Source organism: Shewanella sp. VB17 (assembly GCF_013248905.1).
Taxonomy (GTDB): Bacteria; Pseudomonadota; Gammaproteobacteria; order Enterobacterales; family Shewanellaceae; genus Shewanella.
On sequence record NZ_JABRVS010000001.1, the window covers coordinates 2,050,714 to 2,070,079 of the forward strand.

Consider the following 19,366-nt stretch of genomic DNA (forward strand, 5'->3'; position numbering starts at 1 on the left):
TAGTTAACAGTCATTTCTGTCAACTATCTGTCAATACTTTACTTTTAGTCGACTATTTTGGAGGAAGTTATGCAAATTAGTGCTAATTCTTTACTGCAAGAGATGCAGTCACTCAGTGGTGAGATCCCTACTGGGAATATTAATCCCCAAATAACTCAGCAAATAAATAATACATCTGGTAGTGATTTTGGTGATCTACTCTCACAAGCGGTTAAAAGTGTTGGCGAACTTCAGGCCAATTCAGGATCCTTGGCAACTCGGTTGGATATGGGAGATAACAGAGTCACATTATCTGAGACTGTTATTGCCAGAGAAAAATCCAGTGTTGCATTTGAAGCCACAGTTCAAGTTAGAAATAAGCTTATTGAAGCATATAAATCTATTATGAGTATGCCAGTATAATTCATTCGTCATACTCCTTTTTGTATTTTAATAGTATTTTGCTCACACGTTAGAGAATAGACAAGTAGGGATATATTTTGAGTACAGATATGGTTGTAGGTACTGATCCTGCTCTAGATGATGATATGGCAGATGGTGTACAAGAAGAGAATAAATCTGGCGGACTTGGCTCCTTTGGGGGAGTGGATATGTTACGTCAGGTAACGATGATTATTGCATTGGCAATTTGTCTTGCTGTTGCTGTATCTGTGATGTTATGGGCGCAAGAGCCTGAATTCAGGCCGTTGGGGAAAATGGCGACAGAAGATATGATCATGGTGCTAGATGTACTGGATAAAAATAAAATCATTTATAAGATTGAAGGCGATGTTGTTAAAGTACCTGAAGATGAATATCAAAATGTTAAATTGATGTTGAGCCGAGAAGGAGTGACGAGTTCTGCCAGTGAGAATGATTATTTAAGCCAAGATGCTGGGTTTGGTGTCAGTCAACGCATGGAAATGGCAAGATTAAAGCATAGCCAAGAGCTCAATTTAGCAAGAGCGATTGAAGAGTTGCGAAGTGTCAGTCGTGCAAAAGTCATATTGGCCATTCCAAAAGAAAATGTCTTTGCAAGAAATCGTTCAAAACCGAGTGCAACAGTGGTGATAAATGCTCGGCGTGGTGGAGTAGGGCAAGAAGAAGTGGATTCAATTGTTGATATAGTCGCTTCAGCAGTACAAGGATTAGAGCCTACTAGAGTCACTGTGACGGACTCTAACGGTCGCTTACTCAATTCAGGTAGCCAAGATGGAGTGTCAGCAAGGGCTAGGCGTGAATCCGAACTTGTTCAGCAAAAAGAATCAGAATATCGTAATAAAGTTGATTCCATTTTAATGCCGATCCTTGGTCCTGAAAATTTTACTTCTCAAGTTGATGTGAGTATGGACTTTACTGCTGTAGAGCAAACAACTAAACGATTTAATCCCGATCTTCCAGCTCTGCGCAGCGAGATGACGGTTGAAAATAATGCTAACTCTGGGCTCATTGGTGGAATACCTGGAGCATTAAGTAATCAACCACCAATGGAAGCGAATATCCCACAAGATGCACTGAATAAGGATGCAAATGAAAGCAGTAAAAGTTCAGGAACTTCACATAAAGAAGCCACTCGAAATTTCGAATTAGATACTACAATCAGCCATACTCGACAACAAATAGGTGTAGTGAGGCGAGTGAGTGTATCGGTTGCTGTAGACTTTAAGCTAGGGCCTGCTTCGGAAGATGGTCAAGTCAACCGCATACCTAGAACAGAGCAAGAGATGGCCAATATTCGGCGTCTACTCGAAGGGGCTGTCGGGTTTAATACTCAGCGAGGTGATGCGATTGAAGTGGTGAGCGTCCCCTTTATGGATCAATTGATTGAAGAAGCGCCTGCAGTAAAAGCATGGGAACAACCTTGGTTTTGGCGAGCCATTAAGTTAGCCATGGGAGGCATGGTTATTCTGCTGTTGATCTTGTTTGTTGTCAGACCTATGTTAAGTAAGCTTATTAATCCAAATAAAACAGACCTGCCAGATGAGCCTAAATTTGGTGATGAACTTGCTGAGATAGAAGATCAATATGCATCAGATACGCTGGGTATGTTAGACCGCCCTGATGCTGAATATAGTTACAATGATGATGGCTCTATTTTGATCCCTGATTTACATAAAGACGATGACATGATTAAGGCAATTAGAGCGCTTGTTGCTAATGAGCCTGAACTGTCGACGCAAGTGATTAAAGGATGGTTACAAGAAGATGGACAAAGATAAAGAAGTGGCAGAGGGGAGTGCTGGTGGGGGATCGTTAACCGATGAGCTTAGCGGTGCAGAGAAAACAGCAATATTATTGTTGAGTTTAAATGAATCCGATGCCGCTTCTATTTTAAAGAACCTCGAGCCTAAACAAGTGCAAAAAGTCGGCATGGTCATGGCTGCGATGAATGATTTTGGTCAGGAAAAAGTGAAGGCAGTACATCAGCTTTTTCTTGATGAAGTGCAAAAATACTCTTCGATTGGTTTTAACAGCGAAGATTTTGTGCGCAAAGCGTTAACGGCTGCTTTAGGTGAAGATAAAGCGGGTAATCTGATTGAACAGATCATTATGGGAGGCGGGTCTAAGGGACTTGAATCTCTGAAATGGATGGACTCACGTCAAGTTGCGACAATTATTCAAAATGAACATCCGCAAATCCAAACCATTGTACTTTCCTATTTAGATCCAGATCAAGCGGCTGAAATTTTTTCTCAGTCACCAGAAAACACACGTGTCGATTTATTGAAACGGATTGCCAATTTGGAAGAAGTTCAGCCTGCGGCATTGCAAGAGTTAAATGATATTATGGAGAAACAGTTCGCAGGGCAAGGAGGTGCGCAGGCTGCTAAAATGGGGGGGTTGAAGGCTGCTGCTAGTATCATGAATTTCTTAGATACAGGTGTTGAGAGCCAACTCATGGAAAGCTTACGAGAGACGGATGAAGAGATGGCTCAGCAGATACAAGATCTGATGTTTGTATTTGAAAACCTAATCGATGTTGATGATCAAGGTATACAAGCGCTATTGAGAGAAATTCAGCAGGATGTTTTGATGAAAGCCCTTAAAGGAGCTGATGATCTACTGAAAGAAAAAGTTCTCAAGAATATGTCTAAGCGCGCCGCGGAATTACTGGCTGATGACTTAGAAGCCATGGGGCCAATTAGGATAAGCGAAGTTGAAGTCGCGCAAAAAGAAATTTTATCCATTGCGCGGCGTTTAAGTGATAGTGGTGAAATTATGTTAGGCGGTGGTGGCGGTGAAGAGTTCTTATAATGAAACACACTAAACATGAAACGTCAACAGAGGCTGCTCCCCAAGAAACAGAAAGTGAGTTTACTCATTGGCATATCCCTGATATCACTGAAGTGCCATCTGAAGATGCATTAAATCTGTTTGGTCGAAAAATGGTTCAAAAAATCCTCGTAGAGGAACATGAGTCAATTTTACCCCCAACGTTGATCCAAATAGAAGAGATTAGGCAGGAGGCTGAAAAAGAAGGTTTTGCACAAGGAAAAGAGGAAGGGCATCAAGTTGGCCTTGACACTGGTCGCCTTGAAGGCTTAAAACAGGGGCATGGTGAAGGTTTCGAGCAAGGCACAGCGCAAGGTTATCAAGAGGGGATGGAGAAGGCCATCGTGTTGGTGAAACGATTTGAAGGCTTGCTTGAACAGTTTGAGAAACCACTTGAATTACTTGATAGCGAAATAGAACAAGAATTAGTGTCGTTGACATTAAAATTATCTCGCGCTGTTATACATCATGAGATTAACACTCACCCAGAGCACGTATTAGCGGCATTAAGACAAGGGGTGGATTCTTTATCTTTGAGAGGGCAAGAAGTTGTGATCCGACTTCATCCCGATGATCACGAACTCACTCAAGAGTTATATACAATCAATCAACTGGAAAAAAATCGTTGGGATCTGGAAATAGATCCTAGCCTTGCTCGTGGAGACTGTGTCATTTTAAGTCAACGTAGCAGTGTTGATATGAGGCTTGAATCTAGAATAAGTGCAGTGTTAGAAGAATTAGAGAATCATCATGAGAACTTAAATCAAGTTGTTGAGCAACAGAAAAACTCATTGAGTACTGCTGCCATGATGAATAAATTAGATCCACTTGAGAATGCTATAAATCCTGATGTTGCAAATGTCTCTGATGATGAGCCAGATAATGAAATTAGTGGTATTGATAATCAATTATCGGGTGATGAGCTGGATAATGAAATTGGTGGTATTGATAATCAATTATCGGGTGATGAGCTGGATAATGAAATTGATGGTGTGGATAATCAATTATCGGGCGATGAGCAGGGTAATGAAATTGATGGTGAGGATAACCAATTATCGGGCGATGAGCTGGGTAATGAAATTGGTGGTGAGGATAATCAATTATCGGGTGATGAGCTGGGTAATGAAATTGATGGTGTGGATAATCAATTATCGGGTGATGAGCTGGGTAATGAAATTGATGGTGAGGACAATCAATTATCGGGTGATGAGCTGGGTAATGAAATTGATGGTGTGGATAATCAATTATCGGGTGATGAGCCAGATAATCAAATGAATAAGGCGGGTGACACGCTCTCTGATGGTAAGCCCGAATAAAATCAATTCTTTTAACTGGTTTTAATTTGTCACCATTTCATTGTAAAGGATTACATAGTTTTAGTAAAAGGCGAATAAAATGAACAACCGCCACAACAAGTTGCTTAATAAAATAAGACTGCAATCGAATAAAGTGACGCCTTTTATTGCTGAGGCGAGCGGTCAGCTTGTACGCGTTGTTGGATTAACCTTGGAGGCTGCAGGTTGCCGTGCTCCAATCGGTAGCCTGTGTAGTATTGAAACGTTAGCAGGGAGCTTCGGTGCTGAAGTGATAGGTTTCGATGATAAACTGCTTTACTTAATGCCAATAGAAGAGCTTAGAGGCGTGTTACCTGGTGCTAAGGTGACTCCTTTAGGAGAGCAAGGGGGCTTGGATGTGGGGTTGGCTTTACTGGGCAGGGTACTCGATGGTAATGGCTTGCCTTTGGATGGTCTAGGAAGGTTACAAACGGATCAAAAAGCACCTAGGCACTCACTCCCTATTAACCCCCTATCCCGCCGTGCTATCACTGAACCACTCGATGTTGGGGTGAGAGCGATTAATGCAATGTTGACTGTCGGTAAAGGCCAAAGAATGGGATTGTTTTCAGGTTCAGGTGTGGGTAAAAGTGTGCTTCTGGGTATGATGACCCGAGGCACGACAGCCGATATTATTGTGGTGGGATTAGTGGGTGAACGTGGCCGAGAAGTGAAGGAGTTTATTGAAGAAATATTAGGAGATGAGGGGAGAGCTCGTTCTGTGGTGGTCGCAGCTCCAGCTGATACTTCTCCTTTGATGAGGTTGCGCGCCTGTGAAACTTCAACCCGAATAGCGGAACATTTTAGAGATCTTGGTTACAATGTATTATTATTAATGGATAGCTTAACCCGTTATGCTCAAGCTCAGAGAGAAATTGCTTTAGCTGTTGGCGAACCTCCTGCAACAAAAGGTTACCCGCCTTCGGTATTCGCAAAATTACCTAAGCTAGTTGAAAGAGCTGGCAATGGTGGACCAGATCAAGGTTCGATCACTGCATTCTATACTGTATTAACTGAGGGGGATGATCTTCAAGATCCGATTGCAGATGCAGCCCGAGCGATTTTAGATGGGCACATCGTGTTGTCTCGTCAGCTCGCCGATTCAGGACATTACCCAGCGATTGATGTTGAAGCGTCTATTAGCCGTGTAGCACCGATGGTGGTCAGTGCTGAACATTTAGACGCTATGGGGCGTGTGAAGCAAATTTATTCTCTTTATCAACAGAATAAAGATCTTATTTCTATTGGTGCCTACACTCAAGGCAGTGATCCTAGGATCGATAATTCCATTCGCTTACAGCCTGCCATGAATGCTTTTTTAAGGCAAACAATGAAAGAAACACTTAGTTTTGCCAGTAGTGAGCTGATGCTGACTCAATTAGCTGGCCAATGTAAGGTGTAACGTTTTTTTTAATTAAAAGGCTTTTATGGTTACTGATTGAAGGTATTGGAGATTAAATGGCAAAACATGATCCTTTAGATACAGTGCTAAAGCTTACAAAAGAAGCTGAAGCTCAAGCGGGTTTGCAATTGAAATCAGCTCAGTTAATGTTGCAAAAATGCCAAAGCCAGCTGGAAGCTTTAAGAAGCTATCGCCTTGATTATATGAAACAAATAGAAAACTATCAGGGCAAAAGTATTAGTGCAAGTTATTACCATCAGTTTCATCAGTTTGTTAGACAAATAGACGAAGCCACAACGAAGCAGATGGCCTCAATTCAGGATGCAGATACCCAAAGAATACACCGACAACAATATTGGTTAGAGGCACAACAGAAGCGCAAAGCTGTTGAACTTCTTCTTTCTCACAAGGCTGAAAAAAAGCAGCAAGAGGAGCAAAGACAAGAGCAAAAAATGATTGATGAATTTGCTATCCAACAGCTTTATAAAAAACCGATACGGTAGCTTTATTTTTATCCTTATCCAGTATTATACAATAAAATCCAGCCCTTGTTTATTATGGCATTAAAATTGCTTTTATTTATTATATGAATTTTTTTGATCTCAGCGGTCGGTATTTTGACGCTAGTAATGAGCCTTTATTTCATGGCTTATCGTGTTTTTCGGAGGCTTTATGCAGAAAGTGACCAATGTTCTTTTAGCGGGTAATAAGGCTGAAAGCCTGCCTATTGCTGAGATTAAACAAGCAACAGAGCACGACAGTAAATCTATTGGGAATAATGATTTTTCTACCGCATTAGAGCAAGCAGGGATTGAAGGAAAACAACAAGTTAAATCTAAAGTGGATGAAGCTGTTAATCCTACTAATGGCGAGGTTCAAGATGAAGAGCAATTACAAAATGTAGAACAGAGTCTCATTGAATCAACCGTTGAGGATGAATTTAATGCTGAGGATTTGATTGATGTTTCTCACGTATTAGCACAACTTAATTTAGCCGCAGAGTTAAGTGACAGCATTATATTTAGCGGTGATAACTTGCCGCTTGATGAAGCAGTGATAGATGAAGTGGTAGATGAAGTGGTAGATGAAGTGGTAGATGGGGAATCAATTGATGCAATAATGGTGGCGCTCAATATTGACTTGCTAGATGAACAATCTCTTAATGAGTTACAAAATAAAAGTGGACTGACGAAAGAAGAACTACAAGCATTGCCACCTGAAACCTTATCTTTACTTATGACGTTAATTAAAAGTGGTGGAAATAATCAAGAGATTCAAGATGTTCTTGATACAAGTAAAAATATAACGGCATTAACTGATGACGATGTGGTAAATCGTCAAGATGGCTCTGAGAAGAATAAAGGATTAGATGTTAAAATGGTGTCTGATAGACCGCTAGATAAAGAGCCGTTAAAGACAGCAATAGTGAACAATGAGGTAAAAGAATTATCACTCGATAAGCTTAAACAAGTTGAAGCAGATAAAGACAATACTGGTGGTCAGGAGCGAAAGATCCCAATTGCGGGTAAACAAGAATCTATTCATAATGGAAATGAAAGCAAGTTTAGTCATATATTGGGTGAAAAAGTTTCTAGTCAAACTGAAGTTGTCATCTCGAGTAACAGTAAGTTGCTAACAGAAGGTCAAATTACGGCGGAACAACAGCTTAAAAATGCTGATTTGTCAGTTAAATTGACACCGATGAAAGCAGCCGTTGAGCTAAATCCAGCATTTATTGACACATCATCAGAATCCAAACCACAACAGATAAATTCGCAGCTAACACCACAACAAGCTCCGCGAAATGAACTGTCACAAATTCAATTGTCGTTGAAAGAAAGCAATGAACAGCAAGTGCAGATGGAAGACATGATTAAGCGTTTTTCTCCTGTGATGAAACAGCAGTTAGTGACAATGGTTAGTCAAGGAAGGCAATATGCTGAAATTAAACTTGATCCACCAGAGCTGGGGCATTTAATTGTGCGTATCCAGGTTCAAGGTGAGCAGACTCAAGTTCAATTTCAAGTAGCTCAACATCAAACCCGAGATCTTATTGAGCAAGCGATGCCTAGATTAAAAGAGCTCTTGTCTGAGCAAGGAATGCAACTCTTTGATAGCCAAGTTTCCCAAGATAATGGGCAAAATGGGGAGGAGGGAGAAAAGGGAACTGATGAGGGGGAAAGCCAATTGGGTTCTGAACTGGATGAAATGACATCCGAAGAATCGTTAATAAGCTCAAAACAAGCAACAAGTTATCGTTCTGGTATAGATTATTACGCATAAGCGATTAATCTTATAGTGGGCTAATATAAGGAAGTAACCTTATTTTAATTAGAATCCTTATTATGGCTAAGTGGTTTTGTCGGGATTTCGCATATAATGGATGCTAGAGACACTTGTAAAAGGGAAAGAAAATGGCTGATGAAGAATCATTAGAAGTCGAAGAAGGGAATAAACCTAAAAGTAAGAAACTGATCATATTTGGTGTCATAGGGTTCGTTTTATTGTTGGCTATTGGGGGAGGAATTTGGTTTTTTTTAGGTTCTAGTGAGCCTGAAGCTATGGATGATGGCAGCATGGCTGAAGTTGTTGAAGAAGAAAATACCGGAGAAGCATTTTATGTTGGTATGCCAAGACCATTTCTTTTTAATTTACCTGGTGCAACTCGCTCAAGATTAGTTGAAATAAAAGTCCAATTAATGGTGCGAGGAGCTGATGACGATGTCCAAATTCAAAAACACATCCCATTAATTGAAGATGCACTATTGACGACTTTTAGTAGTGCCGATGTTGAAAAGTTAAGTTCGTTAGTGGGTAAAAATGAGTTACGGCAACTGGCTCTACTTAATGTTCAAAATACGTTACAGTCTGTTACTGGGCGTAAAGTGGTTGAAAAAGTATTGTTTACTGGTTTTGTTATGCAATAGTTAACCAATAAGTTGTGTATGTTTACAAATGTTTATTTCAATTTTACAGTAATGACAACGTAGGATCCATTTTACAGGGTGTCTGATGTACGCGTTAGCGCGATGTGCATTAACATTGGTGAAGTTTTGTATGATGAATCGATTCATTTTTAGTTTACATAAGGCTACATTGTGGATTTATTAAGCCAAGACGAAATTGATGCGTTACTGCATGGTGTCGATGATGTAGAGGAAGAGGATGTTAATGAGGGTGACGTAAATACTCGCTCTTATGATTTCTCTTCACAAGATCGTATTGTCCGTGGACGAATGCCAACGCTTGAAATTGTGAATGAACGATTTGCTCGTCATTTACGCATCAGTATGTTCAATATGATGCGTCGCGCGGCAGAAGTTTCAATCAATGGCGTACAAATGCTCAAGTTTGGTGAGTATGTACATTCTTTATTTGTACCGACCAGTTTGAATATGGTGCGTTTTAATCCATTGAAAGGGACTGCGTTAATCACGATGGAAGCGCGGCTTGTCTTTATTTTAGTTGATAACTTTTTTGGAGGAGATGGTCGTTTTCATGCCAAGATTGAGGGCCGTGAATTTACACCGACTGAAAGAAGGATTGTCCAGCTGCTGCTTAAGATTATTTTTGAAGATTATAAGGATGCTTGGGCGCCGGTTATGGATGTCGAGTTTGATTATCTGGATTCAGAAGTAAACCCTGCAATGGCCAATATTGTTAGTCCCACAGAAGTTGTTGTTATTTGTTCGTTTCATATCGAAGTTGATGGAGGCGGTGGTGATTTTCATATCACATTACCTTATTCCATGATTGAGCCCATACGTGAACTCTTAGATGCTGGTGTGCAAAGTGATACACAAGATACTGACATGCGTTGGTCACAAGCCTTAAAAGATGAAATCATGGACGTTGATGTTGGCATCGATGCAACAATTGTCGATCATGAATTTACACTAAAAGATGTGATGGAATTAAAAAAAGGAGACATTATACCGGTTGAATTACCTGAAAATATTATTTTAAAAGTGGAAGATCTTCCCACATATCGATGTACATTAGGTAAAGTTCGTGACAATTTAGCATTACGTATTATTCAGAAAATCCCGCGGCCTGAAACTGCAAAGTCAGAGCTTCAGCTGATTAAACGTAAAGCTAAAGTGAGGGAAGTTAAAGAGTTATAAATGGCTGCTGCCAGTCATAGGTAAAAACAAACCATTAAAATATAAAGGTTGTAAAAATGAGCACTGAAGACACAGATGAAGATACCGGTGATGATTGGGCTGATGCGATGGCCGAACAAGAAGAACCCGGTGATGATTGGGCTGATGCCATGTCCGAACAAGAGCTAAAAGTTGAAACGGTTGAATTAGATGAACTTACCGATACGGCTCCTGCACTGACAGAAGAAGATATTAAGAAGCTAGACGGGATTATGGATATTCCTGTCACCATCTCTATGGAAGTGGGGCGCAGTCTGATTAATATTCGTAATTTATTGCAACTTAATCAGGGTTCAGTGGTTGAGTTAGATAGAGTTGCAGGTGAGCCATTAGATGTGATGGTTAATGGAACTTTAATTGCTCACGGTGAAGTGGTTGTGGTAAATGATAAATTTGGCATTCGTTTAACTGATGTGATCAGTCAAACTGAACGTATTAAAAAGCTTAAATAAAGGTTGAACATATGTTTTCATTGTTAGCTACAGGCGTTGCCACAGCCTCAGAAGCTGTAGTTCCTGTAGAGAAAGGCGCCACGATGGCGACACTGTCTAATATGATGGGAGGACTTATACTGGTTCTCATATTGATTTTTGTATTAGCTTATATTGTAAAACGACTTAATTTAGTCCCAGCTAGTAATGGGTTAATTAAAATGGTAGCTGTAACTTCACTTGGGCAAAAAGAGAAGGTGGTATTAATTGAGGTTGATGGACAGCAATATTTACTTGGTGTGACAGCTCAACAGGTGAATATGATTGATAAGCTCGATAATGCCGTTAACACAGATACGAATACTTTTGCTAATCGATTGCGGCAAGCTAAGACCAAGCAAATATGAATGCTATTTTGATTGTCATCACGTTTACTTTACTGCTTATTTCTCCTGAGCTTTTTGCTCAGAATGGAATATTACCAGCGGTAACGGTATCAACGGGTGTCAATGGTGAAACTCAATATTCTGTCACGATGCAGATATTACTGCTGATGACGGCGTTGAGTTTCTTGCCTGCTATGCTGATTATGTTGACTTCATTTACGCGGATTATTATTGTTCTTTCAATTCTGCGTCAAGCCATCGGTTTACAGCAAGCTCCCTCTAATCAAGTGCTGATAGGAATGAGCCTATTTCTTACTTTTTTTATCATGTCACCCGTATTTGATAAAGTTTATGATGAAGCTGTTAAACCTTACATCGATGAAACGCTTACCATAGAACAGGCATTTTATACTGGGAAAGAGCCGATTAAAGCCTTTATGTTGGCACAAACTCGAGTGACTGATATTGGGACTTTTATTAACATATCAGGCTATAAAAATATTAAGTCGCCTGAAGAAGCGCCGATGAGTGTCATTATCCCAGCCTTTATTACAAGCGAGTTAAAAACCGCATTTCAGATTGGTTTTATGCTATTTGTCCCTTTTTTAGTGTTGGACTTAGTCGTTGCCAGTATATTGATGGCCATGGGTATGATGATGCTATCGCCTATGATTGTATCTTTACCGTTTAAAATTATGCTGTTTGTTTTGGTCGATGGGTGGAGTTTAGTGATGGGCACGTTAGCAAACAGTTTTGGTATTTAGGGACGTTATGAATCCTGAATCCTTAGTTGATATATTTCGAGAAGCGTTATTTGTTATTGTCGTTATCGTTTCTCTTATCATTATCCCTGGTCTTGTCATTGGTCTTGTGGTCGCGGTCTTTCAGGCTGCAACGTCAATCAATGAGCAAACCTTGAGTTTTCTCCCTCGTTTATTGGTTACGTTATTTGCGCTTATGTTTCTTGGTCATAAGCTAATACAAATGATGATGGAATTTTTTTTTACGATGGTGGATATGATCCCTCAGGTCATAGGTTAATGATTTCTTTTTCCAGTCGTCTGCATTCAGCATTTTTGGTTGAATATGTTAATTGTCAAAAAGTATTTTAATTGTGGAGATATTAATCGCGACGCTAATGGACACGATAGCATCCTATATGTGGCCGCTATTTAGAGTCTCCAGTATGCTGATGGCGATGGCGATTGTGGGGGCTAAGACAACACCAGTAAGGGTAAGACTGCTATTATCGATGACAATAACCTTCGCAATAGCTCCTGTTTTGCCTCCTGTTGAAAATGTGGATCTTTTGTCTGTGTCTTCTGTGTTTATCGTCGCTCAACAGATTATTATTGGTATTGCAATGGGATTTGTCACTCTGTTACTTATGCAGACATTTGTGTTGACAGGGCAAATTATTGGTATGCAGACCAGCTTAGGCTTTGCCTCTATGGTTGATCCTTCATCGGGGCAGCAAACTCCAGTGATAGGTAATTTTTTCTTACTGTTAACGACCATGATATTTCTCGCGGTTGATGGTCATTTAGTCTTGATCCGGATGTTGGTGGTCAGTTTTGATACCATCCCAATATCAGATAAGGGATTGAGCATCACCAGCTATAAACTCCTCGCGGAGTGGGGGGCTTATATGTTTGGTGCAGCCTTGACGATGTCGATCACTGCTATTGTGGCTTTGTTAATGATCAATTTGTCTTTTGGTGTGATGACAAGAGCTTCCCCGCAGCTCAATATTTTCTCTATTGGTTTTCCGGTGACTATGGTTGCTGGTTTATTTATTTTATGGTTAACGTTAACGCCAATCATGGAACATTTTGGTGAAGTATGGCAAGCAGCTCAACTATTATTATGCGATATTGTAGAATTACAATGTAACACCGATGGATTGTTTTAGTATTTAACTGTGCAGCGAGTTGGAGATATTAATCATGACTAAAGGTGACGATGTTAAATGTCGATGGTGTATTTTGATGGCTGATCACGCGTTGGCTATCATTTATGTCTGAAAATGATAGCAGTCAAGAAAAAACAGAAGAAGCGACCTCCAGGCGACGCCAGCAATCGCGGGACAAAGGGCAGGTTGCTCGTTCAAAAGATCTAGGAACATCATCGGTATTGCTCGCTTCAGCTATCGGTTTCATGTTGTTCGGAGATGATATTGCCAGTGCTGTCGCGCTAATCATGAAAACAGCTTTTACCATTGATAGGATAAAAATTTTTGACACTCATGAAATGTATCTAATTTGGGGGTTTATTGCTCGGCAGTTAGCCGTGCCCATGCTGAGTTTTATTGTCTTTATCGCTGCACTTGCATTTATTGGGAATAGTGTACTTGGAGGCGTTACATTTTCAGTTAAAGCTTTTATGCCTACAGCGAGTAAAATGAGTCCATTGAAGGGCTTTAAAAGAATGTTTGGTGTGCAAGCATTGGTGGAACTGATTAAAGGTGTTGCTAAGTTTTCGGTTATTGCTATATCGGCTTATTTTTTATTAAGTTATTATTTTAATGATATTTTAGCTCTGTCACGGGAACATCTTCCCGGTAATGTTTATCACGCTTTAGAGCTGTTAGCTTGGATGTTTATTTTGCTCTGTTCTTCAACCATTATTCTGGTGGTGATCGATGTACCATTTCAAATATGGAACCATAATAAACAATTAAAAATGACGAAGCAGGAAGTGAGCGATGAATATAAGGATACCGAAGGCAAGCCAGAAGTGAAAGGGCGAGTGAGACAAATGCAAAGGGAAATGGCACAAAGACGGATGATGAGCGAAGTACCTAATGCTGATGTTATTGTGGTTAACCCGGAACATTATGCTGTCGCTGTGAAGTATGATGCTCTGAAGTCGACAGCACCTTATGTTTTAGCTAAAGGGGTTGATGATGTGGCATTTAAAATAAGAGAAATTGCACGAGAATACGACATCGCGATAGTGTCTGCTCCCTCGTTAGCGCGAGCTATTTATCATACCACTAAAATAGATCAGGAGATCCCAGAAGGACTCTTTACGGCGGTAGCACAGGTATTGGCTTATGTATTTCAATTGCGTCAATATCAGCAACATGGAGGACGGAAGCCCACGCAGATCCCTGCTAACCAATCTATTCCTGATGACTTAAGATATTAATAATTAATCTTATTTTTTTATTAGTAATAGAATGAATACCATTATATAGTGATGAGGTATATTGGCTTAAATATTGCTTAATTAGAGTTAGATGTCAAAGTTTGGACTCTTTTTAATGGATATGAAAGTGAATATAGCGAAGTTAAAAAATATTAAACAAGCTCATTTAAAAGGGCTTGGTACGCCTTTACTCGTTATTGCAGGTTTGGCTATGATTGTTTTGCCAATACCAGCATTTATTCTTGATATCTTATTTTCTTTTAATATCTCACTTGCTCTTGTTATTTTACTGGTATCGATTTATACCAATAGGCCTTTAGATTTTGCGGCTTTCCCGAGTGTTCTTCTTGTTGCTACATTACTGCGTTTAGCATTGAATGTAGCATCTACTCGAGTTGTCTTGCTTGAAGGGCATAATGGAGGAGATGCGGCAGGTAAAGTGATTGAAGCATTTGGATCAGTGGTCATAGGCGGCAATTATGCTGTGGGGTTAGTGGTGTTTTTAATCCTCATTATTATCAATTTTGCAGTGGTAACTAAAGGGGCTGGTCGGATCTCAGAAGTCAGCGCACGCTTTACATTGGATGCGATGCCGGGTAAACAAATGGCGATTGATGCGGATTTAAACGCCGGCGTGTTGAATCAAGAGCAAGCTAGGGTACGCCGAGCTGACGTAACTAAAGAAGCTGATTTTTATGGGGCAATGGATGGTGCGTCAAAGTTTGTAAAAGGAGATGCTATTGCTGGAATTATGATACTTGTAATTAATATCATTGGGGGTTTCGTCATTGGTATGGTCCAACATGATCTCGATTTATCATCAGCGATTGAAATTTATACACTATTGACAATTGGTGATGGGCTGGTTGCTCAGATCCCAGGCTTACTGCTTTCTATTGCTGCTGCGCTTATGGTTACACGTCAAAATGAGTCAGGCGATATGGGTCAGATGATGATGAGCCAGATGTTTGATAGCCCTAAATCCATTGCCATTACCTCTGGTGTGTTAGTGATTATGGGCCTAGTACCGGGTATGCCACACTTTGCATTTCTTTCCTTCGGAGCCATTACAGGCTTTGTTGCCTACAGACTTTATCGTAAGCAAGAGGCTAAACGAGCCGATGCGCTACAACTCGCCCAGCAACCTCCCGCAGAAGTGACCAATCCTAAGCCAAAAGAGCTTAGCTGGGATGATGTGCAACACGTTGATACTATTGGTTTGGAAGTGGGTTATCGTTTAATTCCTTTGGTGGATAAAGGGCAAGGTGGAGAGTTATTAGGACGTATAAAGGGAGTACGCAAGAAGCTTTCTCAGGAGTTAGGTTTTTTAGTGCCAGCAGTTCATATTCGAGACAACTTAGACCTCTCTCCAAATAGTTACCGTATTTCATTGATGGGAGTGGCATCAGGAGAGGCTGATATTCGGCACGATTGTGAACTAGCGATTAATCCCGGTCAGGTATACGGTAAATTAGATGGGATAGAAACCACCGATCCCGCTTTTGGTTTAGAAGCGGTATGGATTGCCCCTGAATTACGAGAACATGCACAATCTTTGGGGTATACAGTGGTGGATGCTGCGACTGTTGTTGCTACTCATTTGAGTCAATTGTTAACGAATAATGCAGCCAAACTGCTGGGTTATGAAGAAGTGCAGCAATTGATGGATATGTTGAATAAGCACTCTCCCAAATTGGTTGATGGTTTTATTCCTGATGTCATGTCGCTGGGTACCGCCGTGAAAGTGATGCAGAATTTACTCAATGAAGGAGTATCCATTCGCGATCTTAAGACCATAGTGCAGACCTTGCTGGAATATGGGCCAAAGAGTAGCGATACTGAAGTGCTTACCGCTGCTGTTCGAATTGCATTAAAGCGAATGATAGTTCAAGAGATTAGCGGCCCAGAAACTGAAATACCTGTCATAACTTTGGCGCCAGAGTTGGAACAAATGTTGCATCAGTCTATGCAAGCAACAGGGGGAGAAGGTCCTAATATTGAACCTAGCTTAGCCGAACGAATGCAAAAATCGTTAGAAGATGCATCTCAAAGGCAAGAAATGATAGGGCAGCCCGCAATATTGCTTACCTCTGGTATGTTACGTTCAACCTTATCTAGGTTTGTTAAACATACTATTCCTAACTTAAGGGTGATTTCCTATCAGGAAGTACCCGATGAAAGGCAGATTAGAATAGTATCTGCTGTTGGCCAGTAGAGGGTATAAAATTGAAAATTAAACGATTTTTAGCGAAAGATATGCGTACAGCTTTAGCTCAGGTCAAAGAGACCTTAGGCTCAGATGCTGTTATTATGTCAAATAAAAAGGTGACTGGTGGCATTGAAATTGTTGCAGCAATCGATTATGACGATCCTAAAGCTAATGTCCCCAAAAAGCCTCAGACATCAAAGTCATCAAAGTTTATGGAATTAGCTGAGGAAAAAATATCCCTTGGATTCAAAAAGCCGGTTAGTTCAGATATGAAAGCAAAGCCTGACGCTGATTCATTACAAGCTCTACTTGAAAGGCAACAGAGTCGGATTGATCAACAAGCTGCAGATAAGCGTAGTGAGTTTGATATGCCTGATTGGGCTAAAAGCTTACAAGCGCCCCAGGCTAAGCAAATAACCTCTAAAGTAGAGGTACCATATCCTCAGAGAACCAAGGTAAACGTTAAAAATAACGGTGACAAAGAAATGGATGTGATGCGCGAAGAGTTGGCTTCTTTACGTAACTTATTAACTCACCAGGTCACATCACTATTGTCGGAGCAGAAAAGCCGAGTGAATCCAGTTGGTGCTATGCTTGAAAGTAAACTGCTAGATGCTGAATTTTCTCCAATGGTGGCGGCAAAACTGTCAGACTTGAGTGAGCATTATCAGCCAGCAGAGCTCGTTAAGGTTTTACCACGCTGCTTAGCCAATATGTTGGATAATCAGGGAGATGATATTGTTCGTCAAGGTGGTGTTGTTGCATTTGTTGGGCCTACAGGGGTTGGTAAAACCACATCTGTCGCTAAATTAGCTGCTCGATTTGCGACACAGCATGGCTCAGATCAAGTTGCATTGATAACCACTGATCATTATCGCATTGGGGCCTTTGAGCAATTGGCAACTTATGGCAAGATAATGGGGTGTCCAGTGAAGCAAGCTCATGATCTCAATGAGTTGGAACAAATTATATATCAGTTTCGTAATCGCAAGCTAGTATTGATAGATACGGCGGGTATGGGTCAGCGAGATGTTAGGCTTTTTCAGCAACTCGATAATTTAGCTGCAAATAGCAGATTACCTATTAGGAGTTATCTGGTACTGTCGGCAACAGGACAAAGAAGAGTACTAGAAGATGCCGTCGCACAATTTAAACGGATCCCACTTTCTGGGGCTGTACTTACAAAACTCGATGAGTCAGTTTCTTTAGCTCCTGCATTGAGTGTATTGATACAAAGTGGATTACCATTAAGTTATATTACTGATGGTCAAAGGGTTCCTGAAGATATGCAAGTTGCTGATACATTAGCATTAGCAAAGAAAGCGCTATCACCATTAGGCAGGAAAGAGCAAGTAATAAAACAGAATTATGAAGGGTCTGATCAAAGGACCTATGCATTTGAGTAAAAAGATGACTCGGGATCAAGCAAGTGGCTTACGTATGATGAATCAACCAAATAACGATAGAGTAAAGGTCATCGCTGTTTCTGGTGGCAAAGGTGGCGTAGGTAAAACAAGCGTTTCTATTAATGCTGCAGTGGCATTGGCGGAAAAGGGCAAGCGGGTGTTAGTTTTGGATGCCGACTTAGGGCTGGCTAATGTTGATATAATGCTTGGGTTACGTGTGGAGTATAATTTATCACATGTATTATCTGGTGATGTAGACTTAGACGATATTATTGTTCGTGGGCCTAAAGGCATTGGGATTATTCCTGCAACTTCCGGTACTCAAGCTATGGTAGAACTGTCTTCTGCTCAACATGCTGGCCTCATTCGAGCATTTAGTGAAATGAGAACTCAATTTGATATTTTGATAGTGGATACTGCTGCTGGGATCTCTGATATGGTGTTGAGCTTCTCGCGTGCATCTCAGGATGTTATCGTGGTTGTGTGTGACGAACCGACCTCTATCACAGATGCTTATGCCCTTATTAAGATCCTCAGTAGAGAGCATGGTGTCTTTCGTTTTAAAATAGTTGCCAATATGGTGCGAAGTTTACGCGAAGGTATGGAACTCTTTGCTAAGCTTAGTAAAGTTACAGATCGTTTCTTAGATGTCGCATTAGAATTGGTTGCTACAATTCCATTCGATGAAAACTTGCGAAAATCTGTACGTAAGCAAAAATTAGTAGTGGAAGCTTTTCCAAAGTCTCCGGCAACGATTGCGTATCATGGTTTAGCGAATAAAATTATTAGTTGGCCGATCCCTCAACAACCAGGGGGGCATTTAGAGTTTTTTGTTGAGCGGTTAGTGCAAAAACCTGAATATCAAGAGGACAGAGCGAGTGAGTAAAAACACGGCATATACTTGTTCAGATAATAAAGCTTCAATTGTTGAACAGTATGCGCCATTGGTTAAAAAAATTGCTCACCATCTTTTAGCGCGTTTACCTGCATCAGTTCAAATTGATGATCTATTGCAGGCTGGTATGATGGGACTTCTTGAAGCTTCAACAAATTTCGATGGCAGTAAAGGCGCAAAGTTTGAAACCTTTGCTGGCATTAGGATCCGCGGTTCCATGCTAGATGAAATTCGCCGTGGAGACTGGGTTCCAAGATCGGTCCATAGAAATCAAAGGCGTGTTGCTAACGTCATTGATGAGTTAGAACAAGAGCTAGGCAGAGATGCAAAAGATACTGAAATCGCTCAAAAACTTGATATATCATTAAATGAGTACCACCATATTCTTAATGATGTTTCCGTTGGCAAAATGATGGGCACCGAAGATCTAGGTGTGTCGGTTGATGTGATAAGCCAAGGTGAAAATCGACAAGACGATACATTTGAAGCAATTGTGAATGTTGAGTTCCACACAGCCTTGGTTGAAGCAATTAAACTTTTATCTGACAGAGATGGGCTAGTTTTGTCGCTTTACTATGATGAGGCATTAAATTTAAAAGAGATTGGGGCCATTCTTGAGGTGAGTGAGTCACGAGTTAGCCAGATATTAAGTCAGGCAATGCTCAGACTTAAAGCTAAACTTAAGCATTGGACACATAATAACGTTAACGTAAATAATAATTAGAGCTCCGCGGAGGG

At 40.6% G+C, this 19,366-nt stretch carries 19 protein-coding genes; all 19 read left to right on the top strand.

What is annotated here, in order from left to right:
• Positions 1-69: 69 nt before the first annotated feature.
• The 19 genes from fliE to HQQ94_RS08910 all read left to right on the top strand — a co-directional run bounded on the left by fliE (position 70) and on the right by HQQ94_RS08910 (position 19,352).
• Positions 70-402 (top strand): flagellar hook-basal body complex protein FliE, encoded by a 333-nt coding sequence (gene fliE / locus HQQ94_RS08820; protein WP_173294069.1) that lies wholly within the window; start codon positions 70-72, stop codon positions 400-402.
• Between the two features lie 89 nt (positions 403-491).
• Positions 492-2,198, top strand: a complete 1,707-nt coding sequence (gene fliF, locus HQQ94_RS08825) for a flagellar basal-body MS-ring/collar protein FliF (RefSeq protein WP_173296578.1) — start codon at positions 492-494, stop codon at positions 2,196-2,198.
• Positions 2,185-3,234, top strand: coding sequence for a flagellar motor switch protein FliG (gene fliG, locus HQQ94_RS08830; RefSeq protein ID WP_173294070.1), 1,050 nt, complete (start codon positions 2,185-2,187; stop codon positions 3,232-3,234). The genes fliF and fliG overlap by 14 nt, the downstream gene beginning before the upstream one ends.
• A complete protein-coding gene (gene fliH / locus HQQ94_RS08835; RefSeq protein WP_173294071.1) occupies positions 3,234-4,568 on the top strand; it encodes a flagellar assembly protein FliH in 1,335 nt (444 codons plus the stop codon). The genes fliG and fliH overlap by 1 nt, the downstream gene beginning before the upstream one ends.
• Before the next feature lie 79 nt (positions 4,569-4,647).
• Positions 4,648-5,988, top strand: coding sequence for a flagellar protein export ATPase FliI (gene fliI / locus HQQ94_RS08840; protein WP_173294072.1), 1,341 nt, complete (start codon positions 4,648-4,650; stop codon positions 5,986-5,988).
• 56 nt (positions 5,989-6,044) lie between these two features.
• Positions 6,045-6,491 carry a flagellar export protein FliJ gene (gene fliJ, locus HQQ94_RS08845; RefSeq protein WP_173294073.1) on the top strand — a complete coding sequence of 149 codons (447 nt, stop codon included), beginning with the start codon at positions 6,045-6,047 and terminating at the stop codon, positions 6,489-6,491.
• 169 nt (positions 6,492-6,660) lie between these two features.
• Positions 6,661-8,271: a flagellar hook-length control protein FliK gene (locus HQQ94_RS08850; RefSeq protein WP_173294074.1), complete on the top strand. Its 1,611-nt coding sequence runs from the start codon at positions 6,661-6,663 to the stop codon at positions 8,269-8,271.
• A gap of 131 nt (positions 8,272-8,402) precedes the next feature.
• The gene (gene fliL / locus HQQ94_RS08855) at positions 8,403-8,915 is read left to right on the top strand and encodes a flagellar basal body-associated protein FliL (RefSeq protein ID WP_173294075.1); all 513 of its coding nucleotides are present in this window, start codon (positions 8,403-8,405) and stop codon (positions 8,913-8,915) included.
• A gap of 168 nt (positions 8,916-9,083) precedes the next feature.
• Entirely contained in the window at positions 9,084-10,112 is a 1,029-nt protein-coding gene (gene fliM, locus HQQ94_RS08860) for a flagellar motor switch protein FliM (protein WP_173296579.1), read from the top strand.
• Positions 10,113-10,219: 107 nt separating this feature from the next.
• Positions 10,220-10,603 (top strand): flagellar motor switch protein FliN, encoded by a 384-nt coding sequence (fliN, locus tag HQQ94_RS08865; protein ID WP_254304176.1) that lies wholly within the window; start codon positions 10,220-10,222, stop codon positions 10,601-10,603.
• A gap of 11 nt (positions 10,604-10,614) precedes the next feature.
• Positions 10,615-10,989 (top strand): flagellar biosynthetic protein FliO, encoded by a 375-nt coding sequence (fliO, locus tag HQQ94_RS08870; protein ID WP_173294077.1) that lies wholly within the window; start codon positions 10,615-10,617, stop codon positions 10,987-10,989.
• Positions 10,986-11,732: a flagellar type III secretion system pore protein FliP gene (gene fliP / locus HQQ94_RS08875; RefSeq protein WP_173294078.1), complete on the top strand. Its 747-nt coding sequence runs from the start codon at positions 10,986-10,988 to the stop codon at positions 11,730-11,732. The genes fliO and fliP overlap by 4 nt, the downstream gene beginning before the upstream one ends.
• A 7-nt stretch (positions 11,733-11,739) precedes the next feature.
• Entirely contained in the window at positions 11,740-12,009 is a 270-nt protein-coding gene (locus HQQ94_RS08880) for a flagellar biosynthetic protein FliQ (protein ID WP_173294079.1), read from the top strand.
• A gap of 73 nt (positions 12,010-12,082) precedes the next feature.
• The gene (gene fliR, locus HQQ94_RS08885; RefSeq protein WP_173294080.1) at positions 12,083-12,880 is read left to right on the top strand and encodes a flagellar biosynthetic protein FliR; all 798 of its coding nucleotides are present in this window, start codon (positions 12,083-12,085) and stop codon (positions 12,878-12,880) included.
• 104 nt (positions 12,881-12,984) lie between these two features.
• Entirely contained in the window at positions 12,985-14,118 is a 1,134-nt protein-coding gene (gene flhB / locus HQQ94_RS08890) for a flagellar biosynthesis protein FlhB (RefSeq protein WP_173294081.1), read from the top strand.
• A gap of 127 nt (positions 14,119-14,245) precedes the next feature.
• Entirely contained in the window at positions 14,246-16,333 is a 2,088-nt protein-coding gene (gene flhA / locus HQQ94_RS08895; protein ID WP_375335694.1) for a flagellar biosynthesis protein FlhA, read from the top strand.
• An 11-nt stretch (positions 16,334-16,344) separates the two neighbouring features.
• Entirely contained in the window at positions 16,345-17,733 is a 1,389-nt protein-coding gene (gene flhF / locus HQQ94_RS08900; RefSeq protein WP_173294082.1) for a flagellar biosynthesis protein FlhF, read from the top strand.
• Positions 17,734-17,737: 4 nt separating this feature from the next.
• Positions 17,738-18,619: a MinD/ParA family protein gene (locus HQQ94_RS08905; RefSeq protein WP_173296581.1), complete on the top strand. Its 882-nt coding sequence runs from the start codon at positions 17,738-17,740 to the stop codon at positions 18,617-18,619.
• The gene (locus HQQ94_RS08910; protein WP_173294083.1) at positions 18,612-19,352 is read left to right on the top strand and encodes an RNA polymerase sigma factor FliA; all 741 of its coding nucleotides are present in this window, start codon (positions 18,612-18,614) and stop codon (positions 19,350-19,352) included. Before HQQ94_RS08905 ends, HQQ94_RS08910 begins: the two co-directional genes overlap by 8 nt.
• Positions 19,353-19,366: the final 14 nt, after the last annotated feature.

Coding starts and splice junctions, on each gene's coding strand:
- fliL (WP_173294075.1), top strand. CDS start 8,403: ATGGCTGATGAAGAATCATTAGAAGTCGAAGAAGGGAATAAACCTAAA.
- fliN (WP_254304176.1), top strand. CDS start 10,220: ATGGCCGAACAAGAAGAACCCGGTGATGATTGGGCTGATGCCATGTCC.
- fliP (WP_173294078.1), top strand. CDS start 10,986: ATGAATGCTATTTTGATTGTCATCACGTTTACTTTACTGCTTATTTCT.
- fliJ (WP_173294073.1), top strand. CDS start 6,045: ATGGCAAAACATGATCCTTTAGATACAGTGCTAAAGCTTACAAAAGAA.
- fliI (WP_173294072.1), top strand. CDS start 4,648: ATGAACAACCGCCACAACAAGTTGCTTAATAAAATAAGACTGCAATCG.
- HQQ94_RS08880 (WP_173294079.1), top strand. CDS start 11,740: ATGAATCCTGAATCCTTAGTTGATATATTTCGAGAAGCGTTATTTGTT.
- fliH (WP_173294071.1), top strand. CDS start 3,234: ATGAAACACACTAAACATGAAACGTCAACAGAGGCTGCTCCCCAAGAA.
- HQQ94_RS08850 (WP_173294074.1), top strand. CDS start 6,661: ATGCAGAAAGTGACCAATGTTCTTTTAGCGGGTAATAAGGCTGAAAGC.
- flhB (WP_173294081.1), top strand. CDS start 12,985: ATGTCTGAAAATGATAGCAGTCAAGAAAAAACAGAAGAAGCGACCTCC.
- HQQ94_RS08905 (WP_173296581.1), top strand. CDS start 17,738: ATGACTCGGGATCAAGCAAGTGGCTTACGTATGATGAATCAACCAAAT.
- fliO (WP_173294077.1), top strand. CDS start 10,615: ATGTTTTCATTGTTAGCTACAGGCGTTGCCACAGCCTCAGAAGCTGTA.
- fliG (WP_173294070.1), top strand. CDS start 2,185: ATGGACAAAGATAAAGAAGTGGCAGAGGGGAGTGCTGGTGGGGGATCG.
- fliE (WP_173294069.1), top strand. CDS start 70: ATGCAAATTAGTGCTAATTCTTTACTGCAAGAGATGCAGTCACTCAGT.
- fliF (WP_173296578.1), top strand. CDS start 492: ATGGTTGTAGGTACTGATCCTGCTCTAGATGATGATATGGCAGATGGT.